This window comes from Bacillus cereus group sp. MYBK79-1, assembly GCF_051915365.1.
GTDB lineage: Bacteria > Bacillota > Bacilli > Bacillales > Bacillaceae_G > Bacillus_A.
Map to the genome: position 1 here is coordinate 128,953 of NZ_JBQAEO010000002.1, position 24,969 is coordinate 153,921.

A 24,969-nucleotide genomic window follows, 5' to 3' on the forward strand; every position below is an offset into this window, starting at 1 on the left:
ATGCGCGCAATTTTATTAGGCCTTTTATCATCAGCCTTTTTTTCCGCAACCTTTATTATTAATAGAGCGATGAATGTATCTGGAACGAGCTGGGCCTGGACAGCTTCCTTCCGCTTTTTATTTGCTCTCCCTATTTTATTCCTTATCGTTTTATTTCGCAAAAACTTAAGGGGTTTATGGGAAGAATTAAAGAAACATCCATTAGCTTGGATCGGATGGGGTTCCGTTGCTGGTATTGGTTTCTATTCTTTATTAAGTTTCGCAGCTGTCTTTTCTCCGGCTTGGCTCGTTGCTGGAACTTGGCAAGTTACTATATTAGCAGGTTTACTTTTATCACCATTATTCTTCATTAAAATAGAAACGAAATCAGGCACAAAACTTGTACGTGGAAAAATTCCACTTCGTAGTTTATATGTCGCATTATTTATTTTACTTGGTGTAATTTGTATGCAAGCGACTGCAGCAGGTCATATTACAATGACTCAGTTCATTTCAGGTTTTTTACCTGTCGTAGTAGCAGCCTTCTTATATCCGTTTGGCAACCGAAAAATGATGGAACTTGTTGGCGGACGTCTCGATACGTTCCAACGTGTATTAGGAATGGCAATAGGAAGTCTACCTATAACAATTTTACTTGGTATATACGGATTTTCTACTACTGGTATTCCAACATCCAGCCAAATGTTGCAAGGATTTTTGTTAGCATTATGTTCTGGCGTGATTGCGACGATGACATTTTTCTTTGCTACTGACTTAGCAAAAGATAACTTCGCTCTACTTGGAGCTGTTGAAGCAACACAAGCTGGCACGATGGTCTTTACCGTACTTGGCGAAATTGTTTTCTTAAATGGTTCATTCCCCGGTGGCCTTTCCCTACTTGGAATGATTATTATTATGTTGGGAATGGTTGCAAATAGCATTTTTAATCGTTCTGTTCCAGTCGTTAAACAGAAAAAAACAGCATAAAAAAGAGTATGGTTCTATACAAAAGAACCATACTCTTTTTTTATTGCCCCCCTATTCCGCCTTATCAGAATAGTATTTCATTAGCTATTTATACTAAAACCTATGTTATAATACGTTTCATGTGCAATAATAGGAGGTAAATTATGTTAAAAAAAGCAATCGCTGAATTTATTGGTACATTTGTACTTGTATTATTCGGAACTGGAGTAGCTGTCATTGGCGGCGGAATTGAAGGAATTGGAACATTAGGAATCGCTATGGCTTTCGGTCTATCTATTGTGGCTATGGCATATAGCATTGGAACAATTTCTGGATGTCACATTAACCCAGCAGTATCAGTAGCTATGTTCATCAACAAAAGAATGAACGCTATGGAACTTTGTTATTATGTATTAGCTCAAGTTTTAGGTGGTTTATTAGGAACTGCAACATTGGTGACAATTTTACAATCTGCTAAAACACCTTTAGATAATTTAGGACAAAACGGTTTTGGAACTCTTGGTTTATCTGGAGCATTTCTAGTTGAATTTATTTTAACTTTCGTATTCATTTTAGTTATCGTTGCTGTAACAGGTAAAAAAGGAAGTTCTTCTCTAGCAGGATTAGTAATTGGTTTCACATTAGTTTTAGTTCACTTATTAGGTATTCCGTTAACTGGAACTTCTGTTAACCCAGCTCGTAGTATCGCACCAGCTTTATTCGCTGGCGGAGAAGCACTTTCTCAACTATGGGTATTCATCGTTGCACCAATTCTTGGTGGTATCGTAGCAGCTATCGTAAGTAAATTCATTTTAAATACTGAAAAATAGAATTTTCAATATTTCTGAATAAAAAAAGGCGAGCCCTCATTATGAGGATGCTCGCTTTTTTACTCTTTCATTTTAGACTTTAAGTTTGTAACTAATTGATCTACCGTTACATTTGCAAGTACGTTTTCCATCGCTTCTTGCGCTTGCATTAAAATAATTTCTAATACTGATTGAATATTAGCTCCTACTGGACATTCAATGTTGGGATTTTCATGGAAAGAAAATAGCTGTCCTTCTTCTACAACTTCCACTGCTTTATATACATCAAGTAATGTAATTTCTTCTAAATCACGAGCAAGTGTCGTACCACCTTTACCAGCTTGTACATCAACAAGTCCTGCTCTCTTCAACATTCCTGTAATGCGACGAATCACAACCGGATTTGTATTCACACTACCAGCAATCCATTCAGAGGTACAGCGAGAGTTTCGATCAATCGCAAGTAACGTTAACATATGAACACCTACTGTAAAACGACTACTAATTCCCATCTGCACACCCTCCTTTGCATTCATTCTATTAAAAGACGACTCTTATTATTATATACTATTTTTAATTTATACATAAAGAAAAAGCATGATTTCAATAGGAAATCATGCTTTCTCTCATTATTGACGCTTTATAAATTTCGCTAAGTCTTTAAATTTCACTTTGTCTGAGTAATTCATTACGCCGTTTACATAAATGCGGCTTGCAAGCATATTGATGATAACGATAGTCACCAATAAAATTACTAACGTCACACCAATTTCTACAGCCCCAGCTTCACCAGCTACAAGTCTTGAAAATGTAACCATAGGTGTAAAGAATGGAATATATGAACTAACTACAGCTAATGTACTATTAGGATCAAATAATGATTTAATACTAATGAAAAATGCTGCTACACCTAACATTGTAATTGGGAACGAAAGAGATTGCACATCCTCAATTTTTGATACAACAGCCCCAACCGCTGCATATAACATTGCATATAGTAAGTAGCCCGTAACAAAATATACAACGAACATACTAATTACTACCGCATCCAATTTAGAAAAGTCTAGTGTAAGTCCTATTAAAGATGCGTTTTCTAAATCTACCCAACCTAATAAATATGGTACAAGAAAGCCGAAGGAAGCAATAACTAGTAATAGTAAAGCACTAGAAACAATTGCTAAAATTTTAGCATGTAGCATTGTTAATGGTTTTACTTTCGGAAGCATTAACTCCATAACACGAGATGACTTTTCAGATGCTATCGTCATCCCAATTGCAGTTCCAAACACAATAATAAACATATATAAGGCAAACGAGAAAACATAACCAATTCCAAAGGAAGATGCATGATCCTTTACTGCCTCTTGCTTTAACGGAATTTCCATCTGTAACTGTTTGGCTACTTCTGCAGATACATTATTTTTTTCAATCATTACCGCTGTATACTGTTCCTTTAAATAACTTGCCATAAGTGTAGCCGTTGATTGGCTCGGAAAACCACTATACATATACGTCACTTCTGGAATACCATTCTTTTCTGTAATATGGAATAAACCGTCTAAATCCCCATCTTCCACTTGCTTACGTAGCTCATTAAATTTATCCTTATTTTCTACAGTTACTTTAGCAGACGGAAGTAACTTTGTTACATCACTTTCTTGCACTTTATAAGTATCGCTTTCAGTTACTACCGCAAATTTATCTTTTCCTTTATCGTTATCAGCAGTGAAATGATTAAATGCAAAAATCCCAAACACTACTAAAAATAAAATCGCACTCGTAATTAATGATTTTTTAGATAAAAATGCTTCTCTAAAATAAAATGAAAATACGTGAGAAAATTTACGCATCGTTATTTCGCCCTCTCTACAAAGATTTCGTTTAACGTCGGCTCTAACATTTTAAATTGTCGTAGGGTAACACCTTGTTCTTGCAATTTTTGTAAAATCTTTAGAGCTTCTGCATCATCTTGTACTTGCACATAAAGAAGGCCTTGTTGCTTTTCATACGATACATGTATAGCTTCTAATCCCTTCTCATTCTCTTCTGTATCTTCAATCGTTAAATTACGGAAACCGTATTCTTTTTTAATATCGCTTAACTGACCTTTTACAACTGCTTCACCTTTTTTCAAAATACATACATGTTGGCAAAAAGCCTCTACTTGTTCCATACGATGACTTGATAAAATAATTGTCTTTCCGCTCTGTACTTGTTCTTCAATAATGCTAGCTAACATCCCCGCATTGACTGGGTCAAGTCCGCTAAACGGTTCATCTAAAATGAGAAGTTCAGGATTATGAAGAAGAGCAGCAATTAATTGGATTTTTTGCTGGTTTCCTTTCGAAAGCTCTCCTGCCGTTTTAAATTTATATTCCGGTATTGCTAATCGCCCTAACCAGTGATCAATAGCAAGATCTACTTCTTTTTTCGTCATCCCTTCTAATCTACCAAAATATCGCAGCTGGTCTATTACTCTACTTTTTGTATATAAACCTCTTTCTTCTGGTAAATATCCAATCGTTACTCCGCTAGTCCCAAATGATTTTCCATCCCATGTAATAGAGCCTTCATTAGGCGTTAATAATCCGAGCAGCATTTTGATTGTCGTTGTTTTCCCTGCACCATTTCGTCCAAGTAATCCTAGCACTTCACCTTTTGGTAACGAAATTTGCAAGCTGTTAACTGCTTTTGATTCCCCAAATACTTTTGTTAAGTTTTGAATTTGTAAACTCAAAGTGTAAAGCCTCCCCTTTAGTATCATTCATACTCTCTTTCAAAGACTATGTTTATGCAGGATAAAATATAGCACTACGCTTCATCCTCTTAATCCATCATTTGTTCTATTTAGTTAAAATTGTAAATAATATCATAGTATTTGTCAATTATAATTGTCATTCCGACAATTAAACTTGTCAAAATAATTCCCATCATTTTTTCTCATCTTTCTAATATAGGACATACTACTATATATACAAAAGACAATATGCAAATGTTCATAAAAAAATTTTATATTTTAATATATAATATAAAATGATTTTCTAACATCAAGGAGGATACATATGAAAATGAAGAGGGGTATTACCACTTTATTATCTGTAGCGGTTCTATCTACATCGCTTGTAGCATGTTCAGGAACACAAGAGAAAACTGTGGTGAAAGAAGAGAAGGCAAAATTAACAGACCAGCAATTAATGGCTGATTTATGGTATCAAACAGCTGGTGAGACGAAAGCACTTTACTACCAAGGATACAATATCGGTCAATTAAAGCTCGATGCAATTCTTGCAAAAGGGACAGAGAAAAAACCTGCTATCGTACTGGATTTAGATGAAACTGTTTTAGATAACAGTCCTCATCAAGCAATGAGCGTAAAGACAGGAAAAGGCTATCCTTACAAATGGGATGATTGGATTAATAAGGCTGAAGCTGAAGCCCTTCCAGGCGCAATTGATTTCTTAAAATATACGGAGTCTAAAGGTGTAGATATTTACTACATCTCAAATCGTAAAACGAACCAACTAGATGCAACAATTAAAAATCTTGAGCGTGTAGGTGCTCCTCAAGCAACGAAAGAACACATATTACTACAAGATCCGAAAGAAAAAGGAAAAGAAAAACGCCGTGAACTCATTTCTCAAACACATGATATCGTCTTATTCTTCGGTGATAACTTATCTGATTTCACTGGTTTTGATGGAAAATCTGTAAAAGATCGAAATCAAGCAGTAGCAGATTCAAAAGCACAATTTGGTGAGAAATTTATTATTTTCCCTAATCCAATGTATGGCGATTGGGAAGGCGCGTTATATGATTATGATTTCAAAAAATCAGATGCAGAAAAAGATACAATCCGTCGTGACAACTTAAAATCATTTGATGCAAAATAAAGAGGATGGCATTCGCCATCCTCTTTATTGCATATTTCTCGTTAAAGGTAAAATAAACACTTCTACACGTCTATTTTTCGCCTTTCCTTCTTGTGTATCGTTTGGAGCAATCGAACGGTATTCTCCGTAACCAATCGTACTAAATTTTTCTGGTTGTAATTCTTTATTTTGCAGTAATACTTGCATAAAATTAACTGCCCGCTGCGTACTTAATTCCCAGTTTGACGCAAACTGCGCATTGGCAATAGGGACATTATCCGTATGACCCGATACTGTAATTTCACGAGGTGACGCTGAAACAAGTAAGCTAGACATCTCTTTTGCAATCCCTAAAGATTCTAATTTCACATCTGCTTTCCCCGAATCAAACAGTATATTCTCTAATATTGTCACCATTAATCCCTTTTCAGTTAATTTAGTTTGAAAAGAAGAGGATAATTGTTTTTCATTAATATATTGATCAATCTTTTTTTGTAATGCTTTCAATTCATCCATCTCTTTTTTTTCTTTCGCTCTAGCTTCTTCTTGTTTTTTTGCTTGTTCTGCCTCAAGACTACTTGCCGATAACTCTTTCTCTTCATTCGGCTTTTGATCACTCAAAAATTCTTTATTTCCTGTTCCACCGGCTAATTCACTTCGAAAAGCTACTGCCATCTGTTTGAACTTCGCAGCATCTATACTACTCATCGCAAATAACACGATGAACAATGCAAATAACAACGTTAACATATCAGAATAAGGGATTAACCAAGTTTCATCGATATGTTCTTCGTGTTTTTTCTTTTTACGTCTTCTATTTTTTTTACTCCGCATTTTTTTCTGCTCCTTTTTCTAACTTTTTACGTTCAGTTGCAGAAAGTGCACCTAAAATGCGGTTCTTCATAATAAACGGGTATGTACCCTCTTGTAACATTAATAAACAATCAATAATTAAACGTTTTTTCTCTAATTCAGCTGCCGATTTTTGCTTCAATTTATTTGCAAATGGATGCCATAGTATATAACCTGAGAAAATACCAAAAATCGTTGCAATAAACGCACCCGAAATAGCGTGACCTAACTTTTCAATATCAGTTAAATTGCCAAGTGCAGCTACAAGACCAATAACAGCACCTAAAACCCCTAATGTCGGTGCATATGTACCAGCTTGAGAAAAAATTGCAGCTCCTTTTGCATGCCTTTCTTCAATTGCTTCTAATTCAGCTTCTAAAATCTGTTCTAAATCTTCGGCAGATACGCCATCAATCACAAATTTCATACCACGTAAAAGAAATTCATCTTGAATTTTGTCTAACTGTTGCTCTAAAGACAAAATACCGTATTTTCTACTTTCAGATGTCCAATGAACAAACAACTCTAGCAACTTTTCATAACTTAAATCTTTTTTATTAGAACCAAAAAGAATTTTAAATAATTTGGGAATCTTTTTTAGTTGATTCATTGGAAATGCTATACATACTGCAGCAAATGTACCAACGAAAATAATTAATGCTGCGGCAGGATTAACTAAGGCCATTACGTCAGCGCCCTTGACGACCATCCCTACTACTACCGCTAATACTCCTAAAATGATTCCAATAAGTGTTGCAAAATCCATTCCCATTCACTCCTAGTCTATACAAGAAGTTCTTTATTCTCGATAATCGCTACATCTTCTTATGTATATATATTACATAAAAAATGAATTTCATGAAAGATAAGAAATGAATTATATGAAAAAATACTACATTTTCACACATTTTCTGACATTTTCTTTGCATTTCTATTACGTTACGACTCTTATATTTCTTTTTCAGTAAACTAGACTTATAATAAAAAACGATACATATTTTATTAAGAAAGGACTGTGATTACAAGGCATCATGAAAAAGATAATTATTATTTCTGCCACTACTATTGTAATCGGTATCACTTCTTTCGCTTACTTTGATTCTAAATCACCACTACAAAACAATGCGAAAGCTGTCGAAAGTCAACAGCATAGTAATCACCAAAAAGAAGAGATTCCAGCTTTTCCAAAAGCTGATCATAATGCAAAGAAGCTAGACAATGATTTCTCCGTTGTAACAAATCCAGAGTCTAATCTTGTTTTAGTTAATAAACATCGTAAACTACCAGACGGATACACACCTGAAGACTTAACAAGACCAAACGTACCATTTACTAGTCCAAAAGATAAAGAAAAAACGTTGCTGCGCAAAGATGCTGCAAATGCCCTTGAAAATATGTTTGAAGCGGCAAAGAAAGAAGGACTTGAACTTACAGCTGTATCTGGTTATCGTTCATACAAACGCCAAAAATCATTACATGATACATATGTTAGACGTCAAGGAAAAGCTGAGGCTGATTCAGTAAGTGCCATTCCTGGTACGAGTGAACATCAAACTGGTTTAGCAATGGATATTAGTTCAAAATCTGCTAAATTCCAATTAGAGCCTATTTTTGGAGAGACAGCCGAAGGAAAATGGGTTGCAGAACATGCTCATGAATTTGGCTTTGTCATTCGTTATTTAGAGGATAAAACAAAAACAACAGAATATTCATATGAACCGTGGCATTTACGCTACGTTGGTAACCCATACGCTACATACATATATAAACATCATTTAACATTAGAAGAAGCGATGGAAGACAAAAAATAAGAGAGCAATTTGCTCTCTTATTTTTCTTTCACTCTATCATTGTAGTAATTTTTTCTTCCACTCTTCAGGCCACGGTTCGCCTCTTCCCGTTTTCTTCGATGCTTGAACCATCATTCCACGACCGACTAAACAAACTTTCCCTTCTGCATTCTTCACCATGTAATGCAAATCTAAAGAAGAATTCCCAACCGATCCCGCTTTTACATATACCTTCAACTGTTCATCAAAATATATTTGCTTAATAAAATTACATTGTAAATCTGCAACAACGATCATCGTTTCTGAAGATTCATGCGTCCATTCTTGCATAAATCCAAGTTCTTTAAACAATGCGATACGTGCTTCTTCAAAATAGGTAAAGGCAACGACATTATTTACATGCCCAAACATATCTACTTCACCAAAACGAACTTTTACAGGATTGTAAAATGAAAAACCACTTTCCCATTGCTCAAAGTCTTCAATATAAGAAATCCTCTTCATTGTTTCCTCTCCTTTTCGCCTTCAAAATAAACAGAATAAACAGAAAAATAAAGTTATAAATATTGCCTCTTCAACATGAAGAGGCAATATTTATTAATAGTTATTGTCGCTACCAAAGAAATCTTTAAACGATTGAATTGTTGTATCACGGTTTAATGCCGCAATTGAAGTTGTTAATGGAATACCCTTTGGACATGATTGCACACAGTTTTGAGAGTTACCACAGTTTGCAAGTCCTCCATCTCCCATAATTGCACGTAGGCGATCTGCTTTATGCATTTCGCCCGTTGGATGTGAGTTGAATAAACGAGCTTGTGATAACGGTGCTGGTCCAATAAAGTCAGATTTACTATTTACGTTTGGACATGATTCTAAGCAAACACCACATGTCATACATTTTGAAAGCTCATAAGCCCATTGACGTTTCTTCTCAGGCATTCTTGGCCCTGGTCCTAAGTCATACGTACCATCAATTGGAATCCAAGCTTTAACACGTTTTAGAGCGTTAAACATGCGACTACGGTCAACTTGTAAGTCACGTACAACTGGGAATGTCTTCATCGGCTTTAAGCGAATTGGTTGTTCTAACTGGTCAATAAGAGCTGTACATGATTGACGTGGTTTTCCGTTAATCACCATCGAACATGCGCCACATACTTCCTCTAAACAGTTCATATCCCATGCAATCGGAGTCGTTTGGTTTCCTTTTGAATCAACAGGATTACGACGAATTTCCATCAGTGCCGAAATAATGTTCATATTTGGACGATACGGAATTTCAAACTCCTGGTCAAACTCTTGTGCATCTGGTCCATCTTGTCTCGTAATGATGAGGCGGATTGTTTTCTCAGACATGTTGCTTATCCCCCTTCTCTTCACCCTTAGCAGCTACATCATGTTTTGAGGAATAGTCACGTTTACGTGGTTTAATTAATGAAACATCCACTTCTTCGTAATGGAATGCTGGTGCTTTTCCTTCTCCCTCAAATTTCGCCATCGTAGTTTTTAAGAAGTTTGCATCATCACGATTTGGGAATTCTGGTTTGTAATGTGCTCCGCGGCTTTCATTACGGTTATATGCGCCAATTGTAATAACACGTGCTAACTCAAACATATTTGCAAGTTGGCGTGTAAATGAAGCACCTTGGTTACTCCATCTCGCTGTATCGTTAATGTTAATGCGTTTGTAACGCGCCATTAACTCTTCAATTTTCGCATCAGTTTCTAGTAGCTTTTTATTTTCACGAACTACTGTAACGTTATCTGTCATCCATTCTCCAAGCTCTTTATGAAGAACATATGCATTTTCGTTACCATCAAGCGTTAAAATATTGTTAAATTTCTCTGTTTCGATTAATTCATTTTGCTCATATACAGTAGATGAAACAGCATCAGATGATTTAGAAAGACCTTTCATATACTCAATCGCGTTCGGTCCTGCTACCATACCACCGTAAATTGCTGATAATAGTGAGTTCGCACCAAGGCGGTTACCACCGTGCATAGAATAATCGCACTCACCTGCTGCAAATAAACCTGGAATACTTGTCATCTGCTTATAATCAACCCATAGTCCGCCCATTGAATAGTGAACTGCTGGGAAGATTTTCATTGGTAGTTTACGAGGATCATCACCTGTAAACTTCTCATAGATTTCAATAATTCCACCAAGTTTAATATCTAGTTCTTTCGGATCTTTATGAGAAAGATCTAAGTACACCATGTTTTCACCGTTAATACCTAGTTTTTGCTCTACGCAAACGTCAAAGATTTCACGTGTTGCAATATCACGAGGTACAAGGTTTCCGTAAGCCGGATATTTTTCTTCTAGGAAGTACCATGGTTTACCATCTTTATATGTCCAAACACGGCCACCTTCACCACGTGCAGATTCACTCATAAGACGTAACTTATCGTCTCCAGGAATTGCCGTTGGATGAATTTGAATGAACTCGCCGTTTGCATAATATGCACCTTGTTGATATACAGCAGAAGCTGCTGTACCTGTATTAATAATAGAGTTAGTTGATTTTCCAAAGATGATACCAGGGCCCCCTGTTGCCATAATCACGGCATCAGCTTGGAAACTTTTAATCTCCATTGTTTGTAAGTCTTGTGCAACGATTCCTCGGCACACACCTTCGTCATCCACAACAGCTCGTAAGAAATCCCAACCTTCATATTTCGTTACAAGTCCTGCTACTTCGTGACGACGTACTTGCTCATCTAATGCGTATAGTAATTGCTGTCCAGTTGTTGCACCAGCAAATGCTGTACGGTGATGTTGCGTTCCACCAAAACGACGGAAATCAAGAAGTCCTTCTTCCGTACGGTTGAACATAACACCCATACGGTCCATTAAATGAATGATACCAGGTGCTGCTTCACACATTGCTTTAACTGGCGGTTGGTTCGCTAAGAAGTCCCCACCATAAATTGTATCGTCAAAGTGGATCCATGGAGAATCCCCTTCACCTTTCGTATTTACGGCACCGTTAATCCCACCTTGGGCACATACAGAATGTGAACGTTTTACTGGTACTAAAGAAAATAGTTCAACATTTACTCCTGCTTCTGCCGCTTTAATCGTTGCCATTAAGCCGGCCAAGCCACCGCCGACTACTATAAGTTTCCCTTTCATGCTCTCCCACTCCTTACTGGTTTGCTAGCTGTGGATCGATGAACGCTAATAATGCACTCACACCTACATAAGATAGACCTAAGAAAATAGCTAATGTTACATAAGTAGAGATTCTTTGTGAACGTGGAGATACTGTAATTCCCCAGCTTATGCAGAATGTCCATAGTCCATTTGCAAAGTGGAAAATCGTTGAAACAACACCAACTAAATAGAAACCAAACATAAATGGATTGTTTAAAATATCTGCCATCATATCATAGTTTACCTCTTTACCTAACATTGCTTGAATACGAGTTTCCCAGACGTGCCAAGAAATGAAGATCAGCGTAACGATACCTGAAATTCTTTGGAAGACGAACATCCAGTTACGGAAATAACCGTAAGATACCGCATTGTTCTTAGCTGTAAATGCAATATATAAGCCATATATAGCATGGTACAGTATAGGTAAAAAGATGATGAAAATTTCTAGCGCATACCGGAATGGAAGGAGCTCCATAAAGCCTGCAGCTTTGTTAAAAGCCTCTGCTCCTCTTGTTGCAAAGTTGTTTACAATTAGATGTTGCGTCAAAAAGACACCAACCGGGATGACCCCCATTAATGAGTGCCACTTACGAAACGTATACTCGCGGCCTTTCATGTCCCCATTACCCCCTTGAATGTTTGACTGCTGTTTTCAGATTAATTTACAACAATAATGTTTTTTCACTATTGGCATAAGAAAAACTGAAAAAATTATTCGAAATATTTCAGCATAATTTGATAACAAGTTCATTTTACCCCTATTTTTGTCGAAGCGTCAAGAAAACGTATACATAATTTGCATATAATTTGCCAATTCTTTTTCCCTTCTTATATATTCAGATTTCCCCAAAGAAAAATCTGTTTTTATAAACGAGAAATGTTATATAATAATCCCTATAGAAAGAGGGGAATATTGTGAGTAAAAATACAATCGATACAACATCTTTAGAAGATGTTTCATTGAACGCCTTCGCTTATGAATTGCTACGTGAAGAATTACTACCTGATTTAATCGGTAACGATTTAGATGGTATTTTATACTGGTCCGGTAGAAACCTTGCAAGAAAATATCCACTAGAAACAATTGAAGAAGTCATTCAGTTCTTTGAAAAAGCTGGCTGGGGCACTTTAAGCATTATTGAACATAAGCGTCGTGAAATGCAGTTCCAACTTAAAGGCACACTCATTGCTGAACGTCAAAAACAAAACAGACATTCTTCTTATCAATTAGAAGCTGGATTCATCGCTGAACAAATTCAAAAGCAACGAAACGTCGTTGCAGAGTCCTACGAAGAAAAGAAAAAACGTTCAGACTCTATTACATTTCTTGTGAAATGGGATATAAAAGATCTCATTGAAGTGTAGCATTACCTACAGTCAACTAGACATATAAGTTTAGTTGACTTTTTTATATTTTCATTCAGTTAGGTTTATTTTAAATCTTCAGAAATTATACCAGAAAATAGAAGACGTTGTAAACTACAACGTCTTCTTATCCGCTAAATAAGTATAAATCGTCTCTGCGACATTTTTCGGCATACCCGCTTCGACAAATTCCGTTACAGAAGCTTCTTTCATCTTTTTTAGAGACCCAAAATGTTTTAATAATATCTTTTTTCGTTTATCCCCAATTCCAGGAATATCATCCAGTGCTGATTGAATGACAGATTTCCCGTGTAATTGACGGTGGAATGTAATCGCAAATCGATGCACTTCATCTTGAATGCGCTGCAATAAATAAAATTCTTGGCTATTTCTCTCAAGCATCACAGGTTCAGGTGGATCTCCAATAATTAAATGGGAGGTTTTATGTTTGTCATCTTTTACAAGCCCTGCCATCGGAATATATAAACCGAGTTCATTTTCTAGAACATCACTTACAGCTGCCAGATGACCTTTTCCACCATCAATAATGATTAAATCTGGTAAAGGCAAACTCTCTTTCAATGCCCTTGTATAACGCCGCCTCACAACTTCTCTCATAGACTCATAATCATCTGGTCCTTGAACCGTTTTAATTTTATATTTCCTGTATTCTTTCTTAGCTGGTTTCCCATCAATAAAGGCAATCATTGCAGAAACAGGATTTGTCCCTTGAATATTTGAGTTATCAAACGCCTCAATACGATAAGGTGTTTCGATCCCAAGCTGCTTCCCTAAATGATCTACCGCTTTAATCGTTCGCTCTTCATCACGTTCAATTAAGTAGAATTTCTCTTCAAGAGCAATCTTGGCATTTTTATTTGCTAATTCTACAAGATCTTTTTTCTTACCACGTTTCGGCTGTGTCGCTTCAACTTCTAAAAAGCGCTCTACTAACTCTGAGTCTATACTTCCTGGAACGACAATTTCCTTCGGCTTAAAATGACTGCTGTTCTCATAAAATTGACCGATAAACGTTAAAAATCCCTCTTCTGGTTCATCGTAGATTGGAAACATAGAAACATCACGTTCAATTAGCTTTCCTTTTCGAACGAAGAAAACTTGAACACACATCCATCCTTTATCAACTGCATACCCAAACACATCACGATCCACTAAGTCACTCATAATCATCTTTTGTTTTTCCATAATCGCATCAATATGCGCAATTTGATCACGTAACTCTTTTGCGCGTTCAAATTCTAGTTTCTCTGAAGCCTCATACATCTTTGTTTCTAATTCTGAACGAACTTCTTTATGTCCACCATTTAAAAACTTAATAATTTCATCTACAATTTCTTTGTTTTGTTCTTCCGTCACTTCTTTCACACAAGGTGCTAAGCATTGACCCATATGATAATATAAACAAACTTTATCGGGCATATTTGAGCACTTACGAAGCGGATACATACGATCTAGCAATTTTTTCGTTTCATGAGCTGATTGCGCATTCGGATAAGGACCAAAATACTTTCCTTTATCCTTTTTTACGTTTCGCGTAATAAGTAATCGCGGCTGTTTTTCAGCTGTAATTTTAATAAAAGGATATGTTTTATCATCTTTTAATTGAATATTATACTTTGGATCATGTTTTTTTATTAAATTTAACTCTAAAATGAGAGCCTCTAGATTTGAGGAGGTTACAATATATTCAAAATCTACAATTTCCCCTACAAGCCGAAGTGTTTTTCCATCATGCGAACCAGTAAAGTACGAGCGCACACGATTTTTAAGCACTTTTGCCTTTCCGACATATATAACCGTTCCTTGCTTATCTTTCATTAAATAACAACCAGGTTGATCTGGTAAAATAGCCAACTTCTCTTTTAAATGTTCGTGCACTCGTCACCCTCCATTTCTACATGCTTAGCATTTTTATTTTCACATGAAAACATACTATGCCAAAACACCCAACATACGTTCTTTTATTGTAACGGAAAGGTGTAAAAAAGGAAAATAAAAAAAGCTACCAAATGGCAGCCCCTTTATTTTAGAAGTGTTTAGAAACTAATTCTACTAACGCTTCTTTCGGTTTGTAACCTAACGCTTGATCAACTACTTTACCGTCTTTTAATACGAAAAGAGCTGGAATGCTCATTACTTCGAATTGACGAGCAGTTTCTTGGTTTTCATCCACGTCTACTTTTACTACTTTTACTTTTTCGCCTAGTTCTGCATCAATTTCCTCTAATACAGGAGCGATCATTTTACAAGGTCCACACCAAGGTGCCCAGAAATCTAATAATACAACACCTTCGCTAGTTTCAGCTGCGAAGCTTTGGTCATTTGCGTTTACAATTGCCATTTTATTTCCTCCTTCAAGTATATTCTACCAAGAGTATATCATTAACTCATATACGTGGCGAATAATATGTATCGTTATGTATTGTAACAAAAAAGTGTTCCTTTATACTATATAAAAATACGGATTAAATACTAAAAAGATGAGAGACAGGGGATCTCTCATCTTTTTCTATATATAGGGGTACTTCACTTGGAACTCAAGGGTACTCAAATCATGAATGTACTTTTAACTTTTTAAACTCTTCTGTTAAAAGAGGTAAGACTTCAAATAAATCGCCAACAATACCATAGTCAGCTACTTTAAAGATACTTGCTTCTGGGTCTTTATTAATCGCAACGATTATTTTCGAGTTAGACATACCAGCTAAATGCTGAATCGCACCAGAAATACCGCATGCAATGTATAAGTCTGGCGTAACAACTTTACCAGTTTGACCAATTTGTAATGAGTAATCGCAATACTCAGCGTCACAAGCACCACGAGATGCTCCAACAGCGCCGCCCAATACATCAGCTAACTCTTTTAATGGCTTGAATCCTTCTTCACTCTTCACACCGCGTCCGCCAGCGATAATAACTTTCGCTTCAGAAAGATCAACACCTTCTGCAGTTTTACGGACGACATCTTGAATGATTGTACGTAGGTCTTTCACATCTACTGTAATAGAAGATACGTCACCACTGCGAGACTCATCTTTTTCAAGCGTTGCAATGTTATTTGGACGCACTGTCGCAAATAAGATACCGTCTGTTACAATCTTCTTCTCAAACGCTTTACCAGAGTAAATTGGACGAGTGAAGATAATATTTCCACCTTCAACATCTAAAGCAGTTACATCAGAAACTAGACCAGCTTCAAGCTTCGCTGCTAATTTTGGTGATAAATCTTTACCAAGTGCTGTATGTCCAAATACAATACCCTCTGGCTTTTCTTCAGCATGTACAGCTAAAAACGCTTGTGCATACCCATCAGATGTATATGATTTTAATTTATCATTTTCAACTGTCACAACGCGATCTGCACCGTAATGAATCAATTCATTTGCAAAAGAGGCAACGCTGTCTCCAACTAGAAGACCTACTACTTCACCGCCTTCTGCAATTGTTTTTGCTGCTGCTACCGCTTCAAACGAAACGTTACGTAGCGATCCATCACGAACTTCACCCATTACTAATACTTTACGAGCCATAGATTTTCCCTCCTGCATATATAATTTCGTATTTTATTAGATTACTTTCGCTTCTGTATGGAGCAACGATACAAGTTCTTTCACTTGATCTTGCAGCTCGCCTTGTAACACTTTTCCTGCATCTTTCTTAGGAGGCAAATAGATTTCAATTGTTTTTGTCTTTGCTTCCACATCATCTTCTTCTAAATCTAAATCATCTAATTCTACTTCTTCTAGTGGTTTTTTCTTCGCTTTCATAATACCTGGAAGCGATGGATAACGAGGTTCATTTAAACCTTGTTGTGCTGTTACTAAAACTGGTAATGAAGTTTCAATCACTTCCGTATCACCTTCAACATCACGCTCAATCTTCACGTTTGTACCGTCAATTTCAAGTTTTGTAATTGTCGTTACGTACGGAATATTTAACGCTTCTGCTACGCGTGGACCAACTTGTCCAGATGCACCATCAATTGCAACGTTCCCGCCTAAAATTAAATCTGCATCTTTATCTTTTAAATATTCAGCAAGTACTTTTGCTGTCGTGAACTGGTCACCATTTTCAACATCATCTTCGATATTAATTAATACCGCTTTATCGCAGCCCATCGCTAATGCCGTACGAAGTTCTTTCTCACTATCTTCGCCACCGACTGTTACAACAGTAACTTCTCCACCTTGTGCGTCTCTTACTTGAATTGCTTCTTCAATCGCATATTCGTCGTAAGGGTTGATGATGAATTCCGCTTCGCCATCGTAAATTGCACCGTTTTTAATTACGATTTTTTCTTCTGTATCAAATGTTCGTTTCATGAGTACGTAGATGTTCATTCCATTTACCCCCTTGTTTTTCAGAAAGATTCTATCAATTTTAATTTTCTGTTAATTTATATTAAAAAAATAATTGAACTACCTGCCACTAAATGAAGGTTTACGCTTTTCTAAAAACGCTGCTACACCTTCTCTTCCATCTTCACCCGTAAATACTTCACCAAAGATTTGTGCTTCGCGTTGTACACCTTCATAATAATGAGACGATTTCGTCGTTTGCAATAACTCTAGTACAGCACGAGTCGTCGCTGGACTTTTTCCAGCAATCTGTTTTGCAACTTTAAGCGTATCATCTAAAAATGTTTCTTCAGCAAAAACTCCGTTAACAAGTCCCCATTTTAATGCTTCTGCACCAGTAATCGGTGTACTTGTTAACATCATTTCACAAGCTTTCGCTTTCCCAACATAACGTGGTAATCGCTGTGTACCTGCAAATCCAGGAATTAATCCAAGTGTTAATTCAGGTAAACCAAGTTTTGCACTTTCAGTTGCAAAGCGCATGTGGCAAGACATAGCAAACTCAAGGCCGCCGCCAAGTGCCGCTCCATGAATTGCCGCGATAACTGGTTTTGAACATTTTTCAACACGCTCAAACGTAACTTGTCCAAGCTGCGCTAATTCAGTCGCTTGCTTCGCTTCAGTAACAGATGTAAATTCTTTAATATCTGCTCCTGCTGAGAAGAAACGTCCTTCACCGTGAATTACAACAACACGAATGTTATCATCCTTCTCCACTTGATCAATTAATTCAGTAACGTCATGCATAACTTGTGAAGACATCGCGTTAGCCGGCGCATGATTTAACGTCGCCACCGCGATATGATCTTCAACTCTTACAGATAGGAATTTCAACATGATCCCTCCCATTATTGACGATAACCACAAGCTGCAATAAGTAGCCCATGTACCGTTTTTGAAAGTGCGACCAGATCATACTTATGATCGCTCATTACCCAATTGGTCACAACTTCATCTACTGTTCCAAAGATCATTTGTCTTGCCACGCGAACATTTAAATCCGCTTGGAATTCACCTTGCTTTATACCTGTCTCTAAAATCTCATCCATAACTTGTAAGTAGCCTTTTAATACTTCATTTATTTTCAGGCGTAAGTCTTGATTGGACTGTCTTAGCTCTAATTGCGTAACGATAGCAAGAGGATCATTTTGCGACAACAGCAAGAAGTGCGTTTCTACCAACATGAACAATTTCGATACAGCGCTTTCAATTCCTGCTGTTTTTTGACGAATTGTTTCGACAAATTCTCCCATCTTCTCTTGGAATAAGGATATTAATATATCTTCTTTATTTTTAAAATATAAGTAAATCGTGCCATCAGCTACCCCAGCTTGCTTTGCTATTTTAGAAACTTGCGCTTGGTGGTACCCATTCTCCGCAATCACAATGACTGCCGCATCAATAATTTGATTGTATTTCGGTCTATTTTTCTTCACTTTACTGTCCCCTTCAAGAAGATGACTGAATGAATAGTCATTCATATTCTTATAATACTGACTATTTAGAAAAGTGTCAATCCTATTTTTTTCAAAAAGAAAGGGCCTTAGCCCGTTTGCTCATCCTCATTCTTTCTTTTCTCTTCATCTATTAGGACACGGCGTAAAATTTTTCCGACTGTCGTTTTAGGCAGTTCATCTCTAAACTCATATACTTTCGGCACTTTATAAGCCGCTAAATATTTACGCGCAAACTGGTTTAATTCTTCCTCAGAACACTCCGCACCTTCTTTTAACACAACAAATGCTTTAACTGTCTCTCCCCGGTACGGATCGGGAACTCCAATTGTCACTACTTCTTGCACTTTTTCGTGCTCATATAATACTTCTTCTACTTCACGAGGATACACATTAAATCCACTCGCAACAATCATATCTTTCTTACGATCTTTCACATAGAAAAATCCATCTTCATCCATGTAACCGACATCCCCTGTATGGAGCCACCCGTCTTGTAATACAGCTGCTGTTTCTTCAGGCTTATTCCAATACCCTTTCATAATTTGAGGACCTTTTACTACAATTTCACCGATTTCTCCCGGTGGTAATGCCTCACCAGTTTCAAGCGACATAATTATTGCTTCTGTATCTGGCCATGGAACTCCAATGCTACCTGGTACTCGCTTTTCCCATAAAAAGTTACTATGTGTAACTGGGGATGATTCCGTTAAACCGTATCCCTCTACTAGTTTACCACCTGTAACTGTTTCAAATTTTTCCTGTACTTCGACTGGGAGCGGCGCTGAACCACTAATACAGGCACGAATAGAAGAAATATCGTATTCTTTTAAAAGTGGGCTATTTAAAAGAGCGATATAAATAGTTGGTGCTCCTGGAAACAATGTCACTTTATGCTTCTTAATCGCTTCAAAAACCATTTTCATATCGAACTTTGGAATAAGAACCATTTTGTATCCTTGCATAACACTCAAATTCATAACAGCCGTCATACCGTACACGTGGAAAAATGGAAGAACCCCAAGTACGACTTCTTCTCCTTCTTTACAATTATATAACCAATGAACCCCCATCAACGTGTTAGAAACGAGGTTTTTATGCGTTAACATCACGCCTTTCGGAAATCCAGTTGTTCCTCCTGTATACTGTAAAAGAGCTAGATCATTTTCAGGATCACAAGGCACTTCAACATCCGTATTCACTTCTTTTTCTACTGAATTCCAAAGGTGAATCGTTTCACTTTCTGATACTTTCACAACTAAATTCGACTGTTTTTTCTGCACAAATGGATACAATAGATTTTTAGGGAAGGGTAAAAAGTCAGCAATACGAGTTACGATAATATGTTCAATTTTTGTAGCAGATTGAACATTCGTTACTCTTGGAAATACTAAATCGAGGCAAAGAATTACTTTTGCTCCCGAGTCATGAAGCTGGTATTCTAACTCTCTTTCTGTATACAGTGGATTTGTTTGTACTACGATACCTCCCGCAAGTAATGTACCGTAATAACCAATTACAGCCTGCGGACAATTCGGCAACATAATAGCAACTCGATCACCCTTTTCCACACCGAGCTTTTGAAGATAATTTGCAAACCTCTTCACCTTATCATGGAAGTTTGAAAATGTAATATCCTTCCCTAAAAAGTGAAGCGCTTTCTTTTCTGGATAGCGAGAAGCCATCTGTTCTACATATCTATGAAGCGGCTGAATATCATAAGAAATCGTACTTGGAATTTCCTCTGGATAACTTTTCAACCATGGTTTTTCCACCTTCATTCCCCCTTCAAATACATAAAAAATAAATGAATGTTCATTCATGATGGTTGTGTTCATTATATTATAGTCTCCATAACGTTACAATCATAATATTCTGACTTTTATATAACTATGCTTCACTCCATTAACTTCTTATTATATGTACAAACTCTCCTAATCTATAAAAAATAAGAGAGTTATTATTTAGCTTAATCTTATTATCGTTAACACAGCTCCTGGTGTAGTCGTTGATAATGTTGCAACGGCTAACAAACCAAATAATTGCAAACTAATGGCACTTCCAGCCGCAAGAGTCGTAATAATTGTTGCACTAAATGATGTAGTTGCTAACGCGGGGGAATTAATAGTCCCCGCAAGCGGGGCACCATTAATTGTAATTCGTGAACTAACTAATAACGAAGCGGTTATATTAATTGTATATGAAATATAATAATTCCCTGCATTTGCAGCCGTAAATACTGTATTTCCCCCAGACACCGTAATTCCCGGACCAATATTCTGATTGTTTGGAAGCGGGACATTCGTTCCACCAAGAAGTACCGATATTGCTGAACCCGACGTATTATTTGCAAACGCGTATGTTGCCGTTATACTTGTGCCAGTTGCTCCGGTTTCGCCTGTTAGGCCTGTCGCTCCTGTTGGACCTGTCGCCCCCGTTATTCCTGTTGCTCCCGTTGGACCCGTTCCCCCTGTTAGGCCTGTCGCTCCCGTTGGACCTGTTGCCCCCGTTATTCCTGTTGCTCCCGTTGGACCCGTTCCCCCCGTTATTCCTGTTGCTCCCGTTGGACCCGTTCCCCCCGTTATTCCTGTTGCTCCCGTTGGACCTGTTGCCCCCGTTATTCCTGTTGCTCCCGTTGGACCCGTTGCTCCTGTTAGGCCGGTCACTCCTGTCGAGCCCGTTGGACCTGTTGGACCTGTTGGACCCAGCTTAGGAACTGTCCCATCACAACTAAAACAGCATGAATCAACATGTACACCATTTTGATTATTACACCCACAATATCCATTTATATTATTGCCCCATGAAGACATGTTGATCACTTCCTTTACATTCGATCTTTTAAGTACAATCACCGAGTTAGAAAACACCTATCTAAATAATAAAGAAATACTTTACCCAGTGGGGATAAACACAGATTTATTCCATACATTCTAGTAATTATTACATGCAATTTGCTCTCTTTTTGCTTGTACTTTCGCCCCATCTCCACTGATTATTAACCATACACATCACACTTTCTCACACAGTCAAGTTCCCATTTAAACTCCCCATATTCGCCAATCTTTTTAATAAAGAGACTTATTCTCCATAAATAACGACTGTAATATATGAAAATCCGCATAATTTGTTATTTTCCGTCAAAATTTTAAAAATATATTGACACCTAAAATATCCTCATAGTATGATTTGGGTGTTGTAATTGATAACCGTTTTCACTTGTAGTGTTAATTACAAAAAATACTTTATTTCGGGGGCAGAAGATGAAGAAAATTCTTAGTATTTTCATAGTTGTTCTTCTATTCGCTGTTGGATGCGGACAGCAAAAAGAAGAGAAAAAAGAAACAAAGACAGACGATAAAAAACAAGCTATAACGATTAAACATGCTGAAGGAGAAACAAAATTAGATAAACCAGCGAAAAAAGTTGTTGTACTTGAGTGGGTATATTCAGAAGACTTATTAGCACTTGGTGTTCAGCCAGTAGGGATGGCAGACATTAAGAATTATAATAAATGGGTAAATACAGAAACAAAACCAAGCAAAGATGTTGTAGATGTAGGGACACGTCAACAACCAAACCTAGAAGAAATTAGCCGTTTAAAACCAGATTTAATTATTACAGCTTCATTCCGTGGTAAAGCAATTAAAAATGAATTAGAACAAATCGCTCCTACAGTTATGTTCGATCCATCAACAAACAATAACGATCACCTTGCTGAAATGACAGAAACATTTAAACAAATTGCAAAAGCTGTTGGAAAAGAAGAAGAAGGTAAAAAAGTATTAGCTGATATGGATAAAGCATTCGCTGATGCAAAAGCAAAAATTGACAAAGCAGACTTAAAAGATAAAAACATCGCAATTACTCAAGCATTTACTGCTAAAAATGTGCCAACATTCCGTATCTTAACTGATAATTCTTTAGCTTTACAAGTTACAAAAAAATTAGGTTTAACAAATACTTTTGAAGCAGGAAAATCTGAGCCAGACGGTTTCAAACAAACAACTGTGGAATCATTACAAAGTGTACAAGATTCAAACTTCATTTACATTGTAGCTGATGATGATAATATCTTTGACAATCAACTAAAAGGGAACCCTGCTTGGGAAGAATTAAATTTCAAAAAAGAAAACAAAATGTATAAATTAAAAGGCGATACTTGGATTTTCGGTGGTCCTGAGTCTGCAAAATCTTTAGCAACACAAGTAGCAGACGTACTGACAGCGAAGAAGTGATTACAAGATGAATAGCTTACAACATACACTTCGAGCAAGTCTTGTATTCGGAGGAGGAGCAGCTCTCTTGCTCCTCCTTTTCTTTATTCATATTGGACAAGGTCAAGCAAACATTTCCTATAGTATGATTATGGATGCTCTTATCTCACCGAACCAATCACTAGAGCATCAAACTTTAATTATGCTTCGATTACCTAGAGCCGTAATTGCTATTTTAGCTGGAGGTGCTCTTGCTGCATCTGGGGTTATTTTACAAACGTTAACGAAAAATCCACTTGCTGAATCCAGTACAATGGGTATTCACTCTGGCGCATATTTCTTTCTAGTAGCGGCTACAATTTTCTTACCGAAAGGTCTGCAAATTAACTCACTTCTTTTCACATTTATCGGTGGTGCTATTACTGCTTTATTTGTATACCGTATTTCTGGTGGAAAAAAGGGAACCCCACTTAAAATGGCACTAGCTGGTATGGTCGTTACGTTAATGCTTTCTGCCTTTACTGGAACGATGCAGCTTTTCTATGAAAATGAAACAGCTGGTTTATTTTTATGGGGAGCCGGATCTCTTATTCAAAATAACTGGGATGGCGTTCAATTTGCTTTTCCATTTATCATTATTTCTTTCCTAGTTTTACTATTTATGTCTCGTAAACTCAACATTCTCTTACTTGGTGATGATGTCGCTGTTTCTCTTGGTGAAAAAACAGCAGTAACACGTCTTATCGCCTTCATTGCTGCAATCTTTTTAACAGCAGTAATTGTTACTGTTGTTGGACCAATTGGGTTTGTCGGCTTAGTCGCACCCCATTTAATGCGCCTTATTGGCTATCGTCAGCATTTCACTCTTCTTCTCTCTTCTTTCTTATGGGGGGCAGTATTATTACTCGGAGCAGATGTTGCCGGTAGATTAATAGATCCAACCGGTGCTGAACTTCCTGTTGGGGCAGTCACGGCAATGATTGGATCACCTTGGCTTATTTATTTAGTGTATCGAATGATGAAGTCGAAACAATATATGAATGATAACGGAGCGAATGCAGCTGGAGCTAGTTCTCGCTATTACTCTTATAAAAAGGTAATCATTATATCTATCACACTTTGCATTGTGATGATTGCTCTTGGTGTTACAATCGGTAGTAATGCTTATATCGAAAGCATTACAAATGTTATATCAGGACAATTAACACAATTTGATAAAAATATGATGATGAACCTTCGTTTACCAAGAATGCTCGTTGCTGCTATTGCTGGCGCATGCCTTGCAATAAGCGGCCTTGTTTTCCAAGGTATATTACGAAACCCACTCGCCGACCCTTCTATTATTGGTATTTCATCGGGAGCTGGTGTTGGTGCTTTAACTATTATGTACGTCTTTCCTGCACTTCCTGGCTTCTTCCTACCAATCGGTGCATTTATCGGCGGACTACTCGCAGTTGGAATTGTCCTTTTCTTCTCATGGAAATCAGGATTTAGCCCGACAGCCCTTGCTTTAATAGGGATTGGTATTTCCGCACTTGGCTCAGCAATTATTCAAATCTTTATCGTTAGAGCAAATTTGAACGTTGCTGCTGCTTTAACATGGCTATCAGGTAGTACGTATGCAAGAGGATGGAATCACTTAGAAAATATCATTCTATATCCATCACTTATTCTCGTACTCATTATCTTTTTCTTAATAAAACAACTTGACGTTCTCGTACTTGGAGACGATTTAGCAACGGGGCTCGGGCAACCAGTAAATAAAACACGCCTAGCTCTGATTGTGTTAGCAACACTACTTGCATCTGTAAATATCGCAGCTGTCGGTACGATTGCCTTTCTAGGTCTTGTAGCACCTCACTTAGCACGAATCGTCGTTGGTATGAATCATCAAAGATTATTCGTTTGCTCCGCACTGTTTGGAGCAATCCTTCTTGCCATTGCTGACTTACTCGGACGAACAATTGCATACCCGAAAGAAATCCCTTCTGGTCTTGTCGTTGCTGTACTTGGAGCACCTTATTTCTTATGGTTGATGAGGAAGAGTGGGAAGAAGGTAAGTTAATAAAAAAGAGGCTTCTCATATGAGAAGCCTCTTTTTGTATTCGTTCACTTAGCTA

Annotated in this window: 24 protein-coding genes; 7 read left to right on the plus strand and 17 right to left on the minus strand. The window is 37.2% G+C overall.

Features of this window, described 5'->3' with window-relative positions:
• On the plus strand, positions 1–966 hold the full coding sequence (locus ACTFOB_RS05360; protein ID WP_440024902.1) for a DMT family transporter: 966 nt from the start codon (positions 1–3) through the stop codon (positions 964–966).
• A 143-nt stretch (positions 967–1,109) separates the two neighbouring features.
• Positions 1,110–1,775: an aquaporin gene (locus ACTFOB_RS05365; RefSeq protein WP_440024903.1), complete on the plus strand. Its 666-nt coding sequence runs from the start codon at positions 1,110–1,112 to the stop codon at positions 1,773–1,775.
• A gap of 59 nt (positions 1,776–1,834) precedes the next feature.
• Here ACTFOB_RS05365 and ACTFOB_RS05370 read toward each other — a convergent pair whose 3' ends face one another.
• The 3 genes from ACTFOB_RS05370 to ACTFOB_RS05380 all read right to left on the minus strand — a co-directional run bounded on the left by ACTFOB_RS05370 (position 1,835) and on the right by ACTFOB_RS05380 (position 4,491).
• Entirely contained in the window at positions 1,835–2,266 is a 432-nt protein-coding gene (locus ACTFOB_RS05370) for an Rrf2 family transcriptional regulator (protein ID WP_000512998.1), read from the minus strand.
• 117 nt (positions 2,267–2,383) lie between these two features.
• Positions 2,384–3,604 carry an ABC transporter permease gene (locus ACTFOB_RS05375; protein WP_440024904.1) on the minus strand — a complete coding sequence of 407 codons (1,221 nt, stop codon included), beginning with the start codon at positions 3,602–3,604 and terminating at the stop codon, positions 2,384–2,386.
• 2 nt (positions 3,605–3,606) lie between these two features.
• Positions 3,607–4,491, minus strand: coding sequence for an ABC transporter ATP-binding protein (locus ACTFOB_RS05380; protein ID WP_440024906.1), 885 nt, complete (start codon positions 4,489–4,491; stop codon positions 3,607–3,609).
• Positions 4,492–4,816: 325 nt separating this feature from the next.
• Between ACTFOB_RS05380 and ACTFOB_RS05385 the strand changes: the two genes are divergently transcribed.
• Positions 4,817–5,644 (plus strand): 5'-nucleotidase, lipoprotein e(P4) family, encoded by an 828-nt coding sequence (locus tag ACTFOB_RS05385; protein ID WP_440024908.1) that lies wholly within the window; start codon positions 4,817–4,819, stop codon positions 5,642–5,644.
• A 24-nt stretch (positions 5,645–5,668) separates the two neighbouring features.
• On the opposite strand, the gene motB is transcribed toward ACTFOB_RS05385, so the two are convergent.
• Positions 5,669–6,457: a flagellar motor protein MotB gene (motB, locus tag ACTFOB_RS05390; RefSeq protein ID WP_440024909.1), complete on the minus strand. Its 789-nt coding sequence runs from the start codon at positions 6,455–6,457 to the stop codon at positions 5,669–5,671.
• Positions 6,447–7,241, minus strand: coding sequence for a flagellar motor stator protein MotA (gene motA / locus ACTFOB_RS05395; RefSeq protein ID WP_440024910.1), 795 nt, complete (start codon positions 7,239–7,241; stop codon positions 6,447–6,449). The genes motB and motA overlap by 11 nt, the downstream gene beginning before the upstream one ends.
• A 265-nt stretch (positions 7,242–7,506) precedes the next feature.
• Here motA and ACTFOB_RS05400 point away from each other — a divergent pair, with 265 nt between their 5' ends.
• On the plus strand, positions 7,507–8,286 hold the full coding sequence (locus ACTFOB_RS05400; RefSeq protein ID WP_440024911.1) for a M15 family metallopeptidase: 780 nt from the start codon (positions 7,507–7,509) through the stop codon (positions 8,284–8,286).
• Positions 8,287–8,322: 36 nt separating this feature from the next.
• Here the strand turns inward: ACTFOB_RS05400 and ACTFOB_RS05405 are convergent, their stop codons facing one another.
• The 4 genes from ACTFOB_RS05405 to sdhC form a co-directional block, all read right to left on the minus strand.
• Positions 8,323–8,769, minus strand: coding sequence for an acyl-CoA thioesterase (locus ACTFOB_RS05405; protein ID WP_151633410.1), 447 nt, complete (start codon positions 8,767–8,769; stop codon positions 8,323–8,325).
• A gap of 93 nt (positions 8,770–8,862) precedes the next feature.
• Positions 8,863–9,624: a succinate dehydrogenase iron-sulfur subunit gene (gene sdhB, locus ACTFOB_RS05410; RefSeq protein WP_001291830.1), complete on the minus strand. Its 762-nt coding sequence runs from the start codon at positions 9,622–9,624 to the stop codon at positions 8,863–8,865.
• A complete protein-coding gene (gene sdhA, locus ACTFOB_RS05415) occupies positions 9,617–11,410 on the minus strand; it encodes a succinate dehydrogenase flavoprotein subunit (RefSeq protein ID WP_061677094.1) in 1,794 nt (597 codons plus the stop codon). Before sdhA ends, sdhB begins: the two co-directional genes overlap by 8 nt.
• A gap of 13 nt (positions 11,411–11,423) precedes the next feature.
• Positions 11,424–12,050 carry a succinate dehydrogenase cytochrome B558 gene (gene sdhC, locus ACTFOB_RS05420; RefSeq protein ID WP_000678357.1) on the minus strand — a complete coding sequence of 209 codons (627 nt, stop codon included), beginning with the start codon at positions 12,048–12,050 and terminating at the stop codon, positions 11,424–11,426.
• A 299-nt stretch (positions 12,051–12,349) separates the two neighbouring features.
• Here sdhC and ACTFOB_RS05425 point away from each other — a divergent pair, with 299 nt between their 5' ends.
• Positions 12,350–12,799, plus strand: coding sequence for a YslB family protein (locus ACTFOB_RS05425; protein ID WP_000042225.1), 450 nt, complete (start codon positions 12,350–12,352; stop codon positions 12,797–12,799).
• 114 nt (positions 12,800–12,913) lie between these two features.
• Here ACTFOB_RS05425 and uvrC read toward each other — a convergent pair whose 3' ends face one another.
• The 8 genes from uvrC to ACTFOB_RS05465 form a co-directional block, all read right to left on the minus strand.
• Positions 12,914–14,698, minus strand: coding sequence for an excinuclease ABC subunit C (uvrC, locus tag ACTFOB_RS05430; protein ID WP_000544269.1), 1,785 nt, complete (start codon positions 14,696–14,698; stop codon positions 12,914–12,916).
• 148 nt (positions 14,699–14,846) lie between these two features.
• On the minus strand, positions 14,847–15,161 hold the full coding sequence (gene trxA, locus ACTFOB_RS05435; RefSeq protein ID WP_001018943.1) for a thioredoxin: 315 nt from the start codon (positions 15,159–15,161) through the stop codon (positions 14,847–14,849).
• Between the two features lie 211 nt (positions 15,162–15,372).
• The gene (gene etfA, locus ACTFOB_RS05440) at positions 15,373–16,350 is read right to left on the minus strand and encodes an electron transfer flavoprotein subunit alpha (RefSeq protein ID WP_151633406.1); all 978 of its coding nucleotides are present in this window, start codon (positions 16,348–16,350) and stop codon (positions 15,373–15,375) included.
• A 36-nt stretch (positions 16,351–16,386) separates the two neighbouring features.
• Entirely contained in the window at positions 16,387–17,160 is a 774-nt protein-coding gene (gene etfB / locus ACTFOB_RS05445) for an electron transfer flavoprotein subunit beta (protein WP_001029031.1), read from the minus strand.
• Positions 17,161–17,238: 78 nt separating this feature from the next.
• The gene (locus tag ACTFOB_RS05450) at positions 17,239–18,015 is read right to left on the minus strand and encodes an enoyl-CoA hydratase (protein WP_000911294.1); all 777 of its coding nucleotides are present in this window, start codon (positions 18,013–18,015) and stop codon (positions 17,239–17,241) included.
• A gap of 11 nt (positions 18,016–18,026) precedes the next feature.
• Positions 18,027–18,614, minus strand: coding sequence for a TetR/AcrR family transcriptional regulator (locus ACTFOB_RS05455; RefSeq protein ID WP_000742223.1), 588 nt, complete (start codon positions 18,612–18,614; stop codon positions 18,027–18,029).
• A gap of 107 nt (positions 18,615–18,721) precedes the next feature.
• Positions 18,722–20,407, minus strand: a complete 1,686-nt coding sequence (locus ACTFOB_RS05460; RefSeq protein WP_440024914.1) for a long-chain-fatty-acid--CoA ligase — start codon at positions 20,405–20,407, stop codon at positions 18,722–18,724.
• Positions 20,408–20,596: 189 nt separating this feature from the next.
• A complete protein-coding gene (locus tag ACTFOB_RS05465; RefSeq protein ID WP_440024915.1) occupies positions 20,597–21,445 on the minus strand; it encodes a BclA C-terminal domain-containing protein in 849 nt (282 codons plus the stop codon).
• Between the two features lie 450 nt (positions 21,446–21,895).
• On the opposite strand from ACTFOB_RS05465, the gene ACTFOB_RS05470 reads away from it, so the two are divergent.
• Together ACTFOB_RS05470 and fhuB are read left to right on the plus strand one after the other, a co-directional pair.
• Complete coding sequence (locus tag ACTFOB_RS05470; RefSeq protein WP_440024917.1) at positions 21,896–22,870, plus strand: ABC transporter substrate-binding protein; 975 nt, start codon at positions 21,896–21,898, stop codon at positions 22,868–22,870.
• Positions 22,871–22,877: 7 nt separating this feature from the next.
• Entirely contained in the window at positions 22,878–24,914 is a 2,037-nt protein-coding gene (gene fhuB, locus ACTFOB_RS05475) for a Fe(3+)-hydroxamate ABC transporter permease FhuB (RefSeq protein ID WP_440024919.1), read from the plus strand.
• The last annotated feature ends 55 nt before the right edge of the window (positions 24,915–24,969 follow it).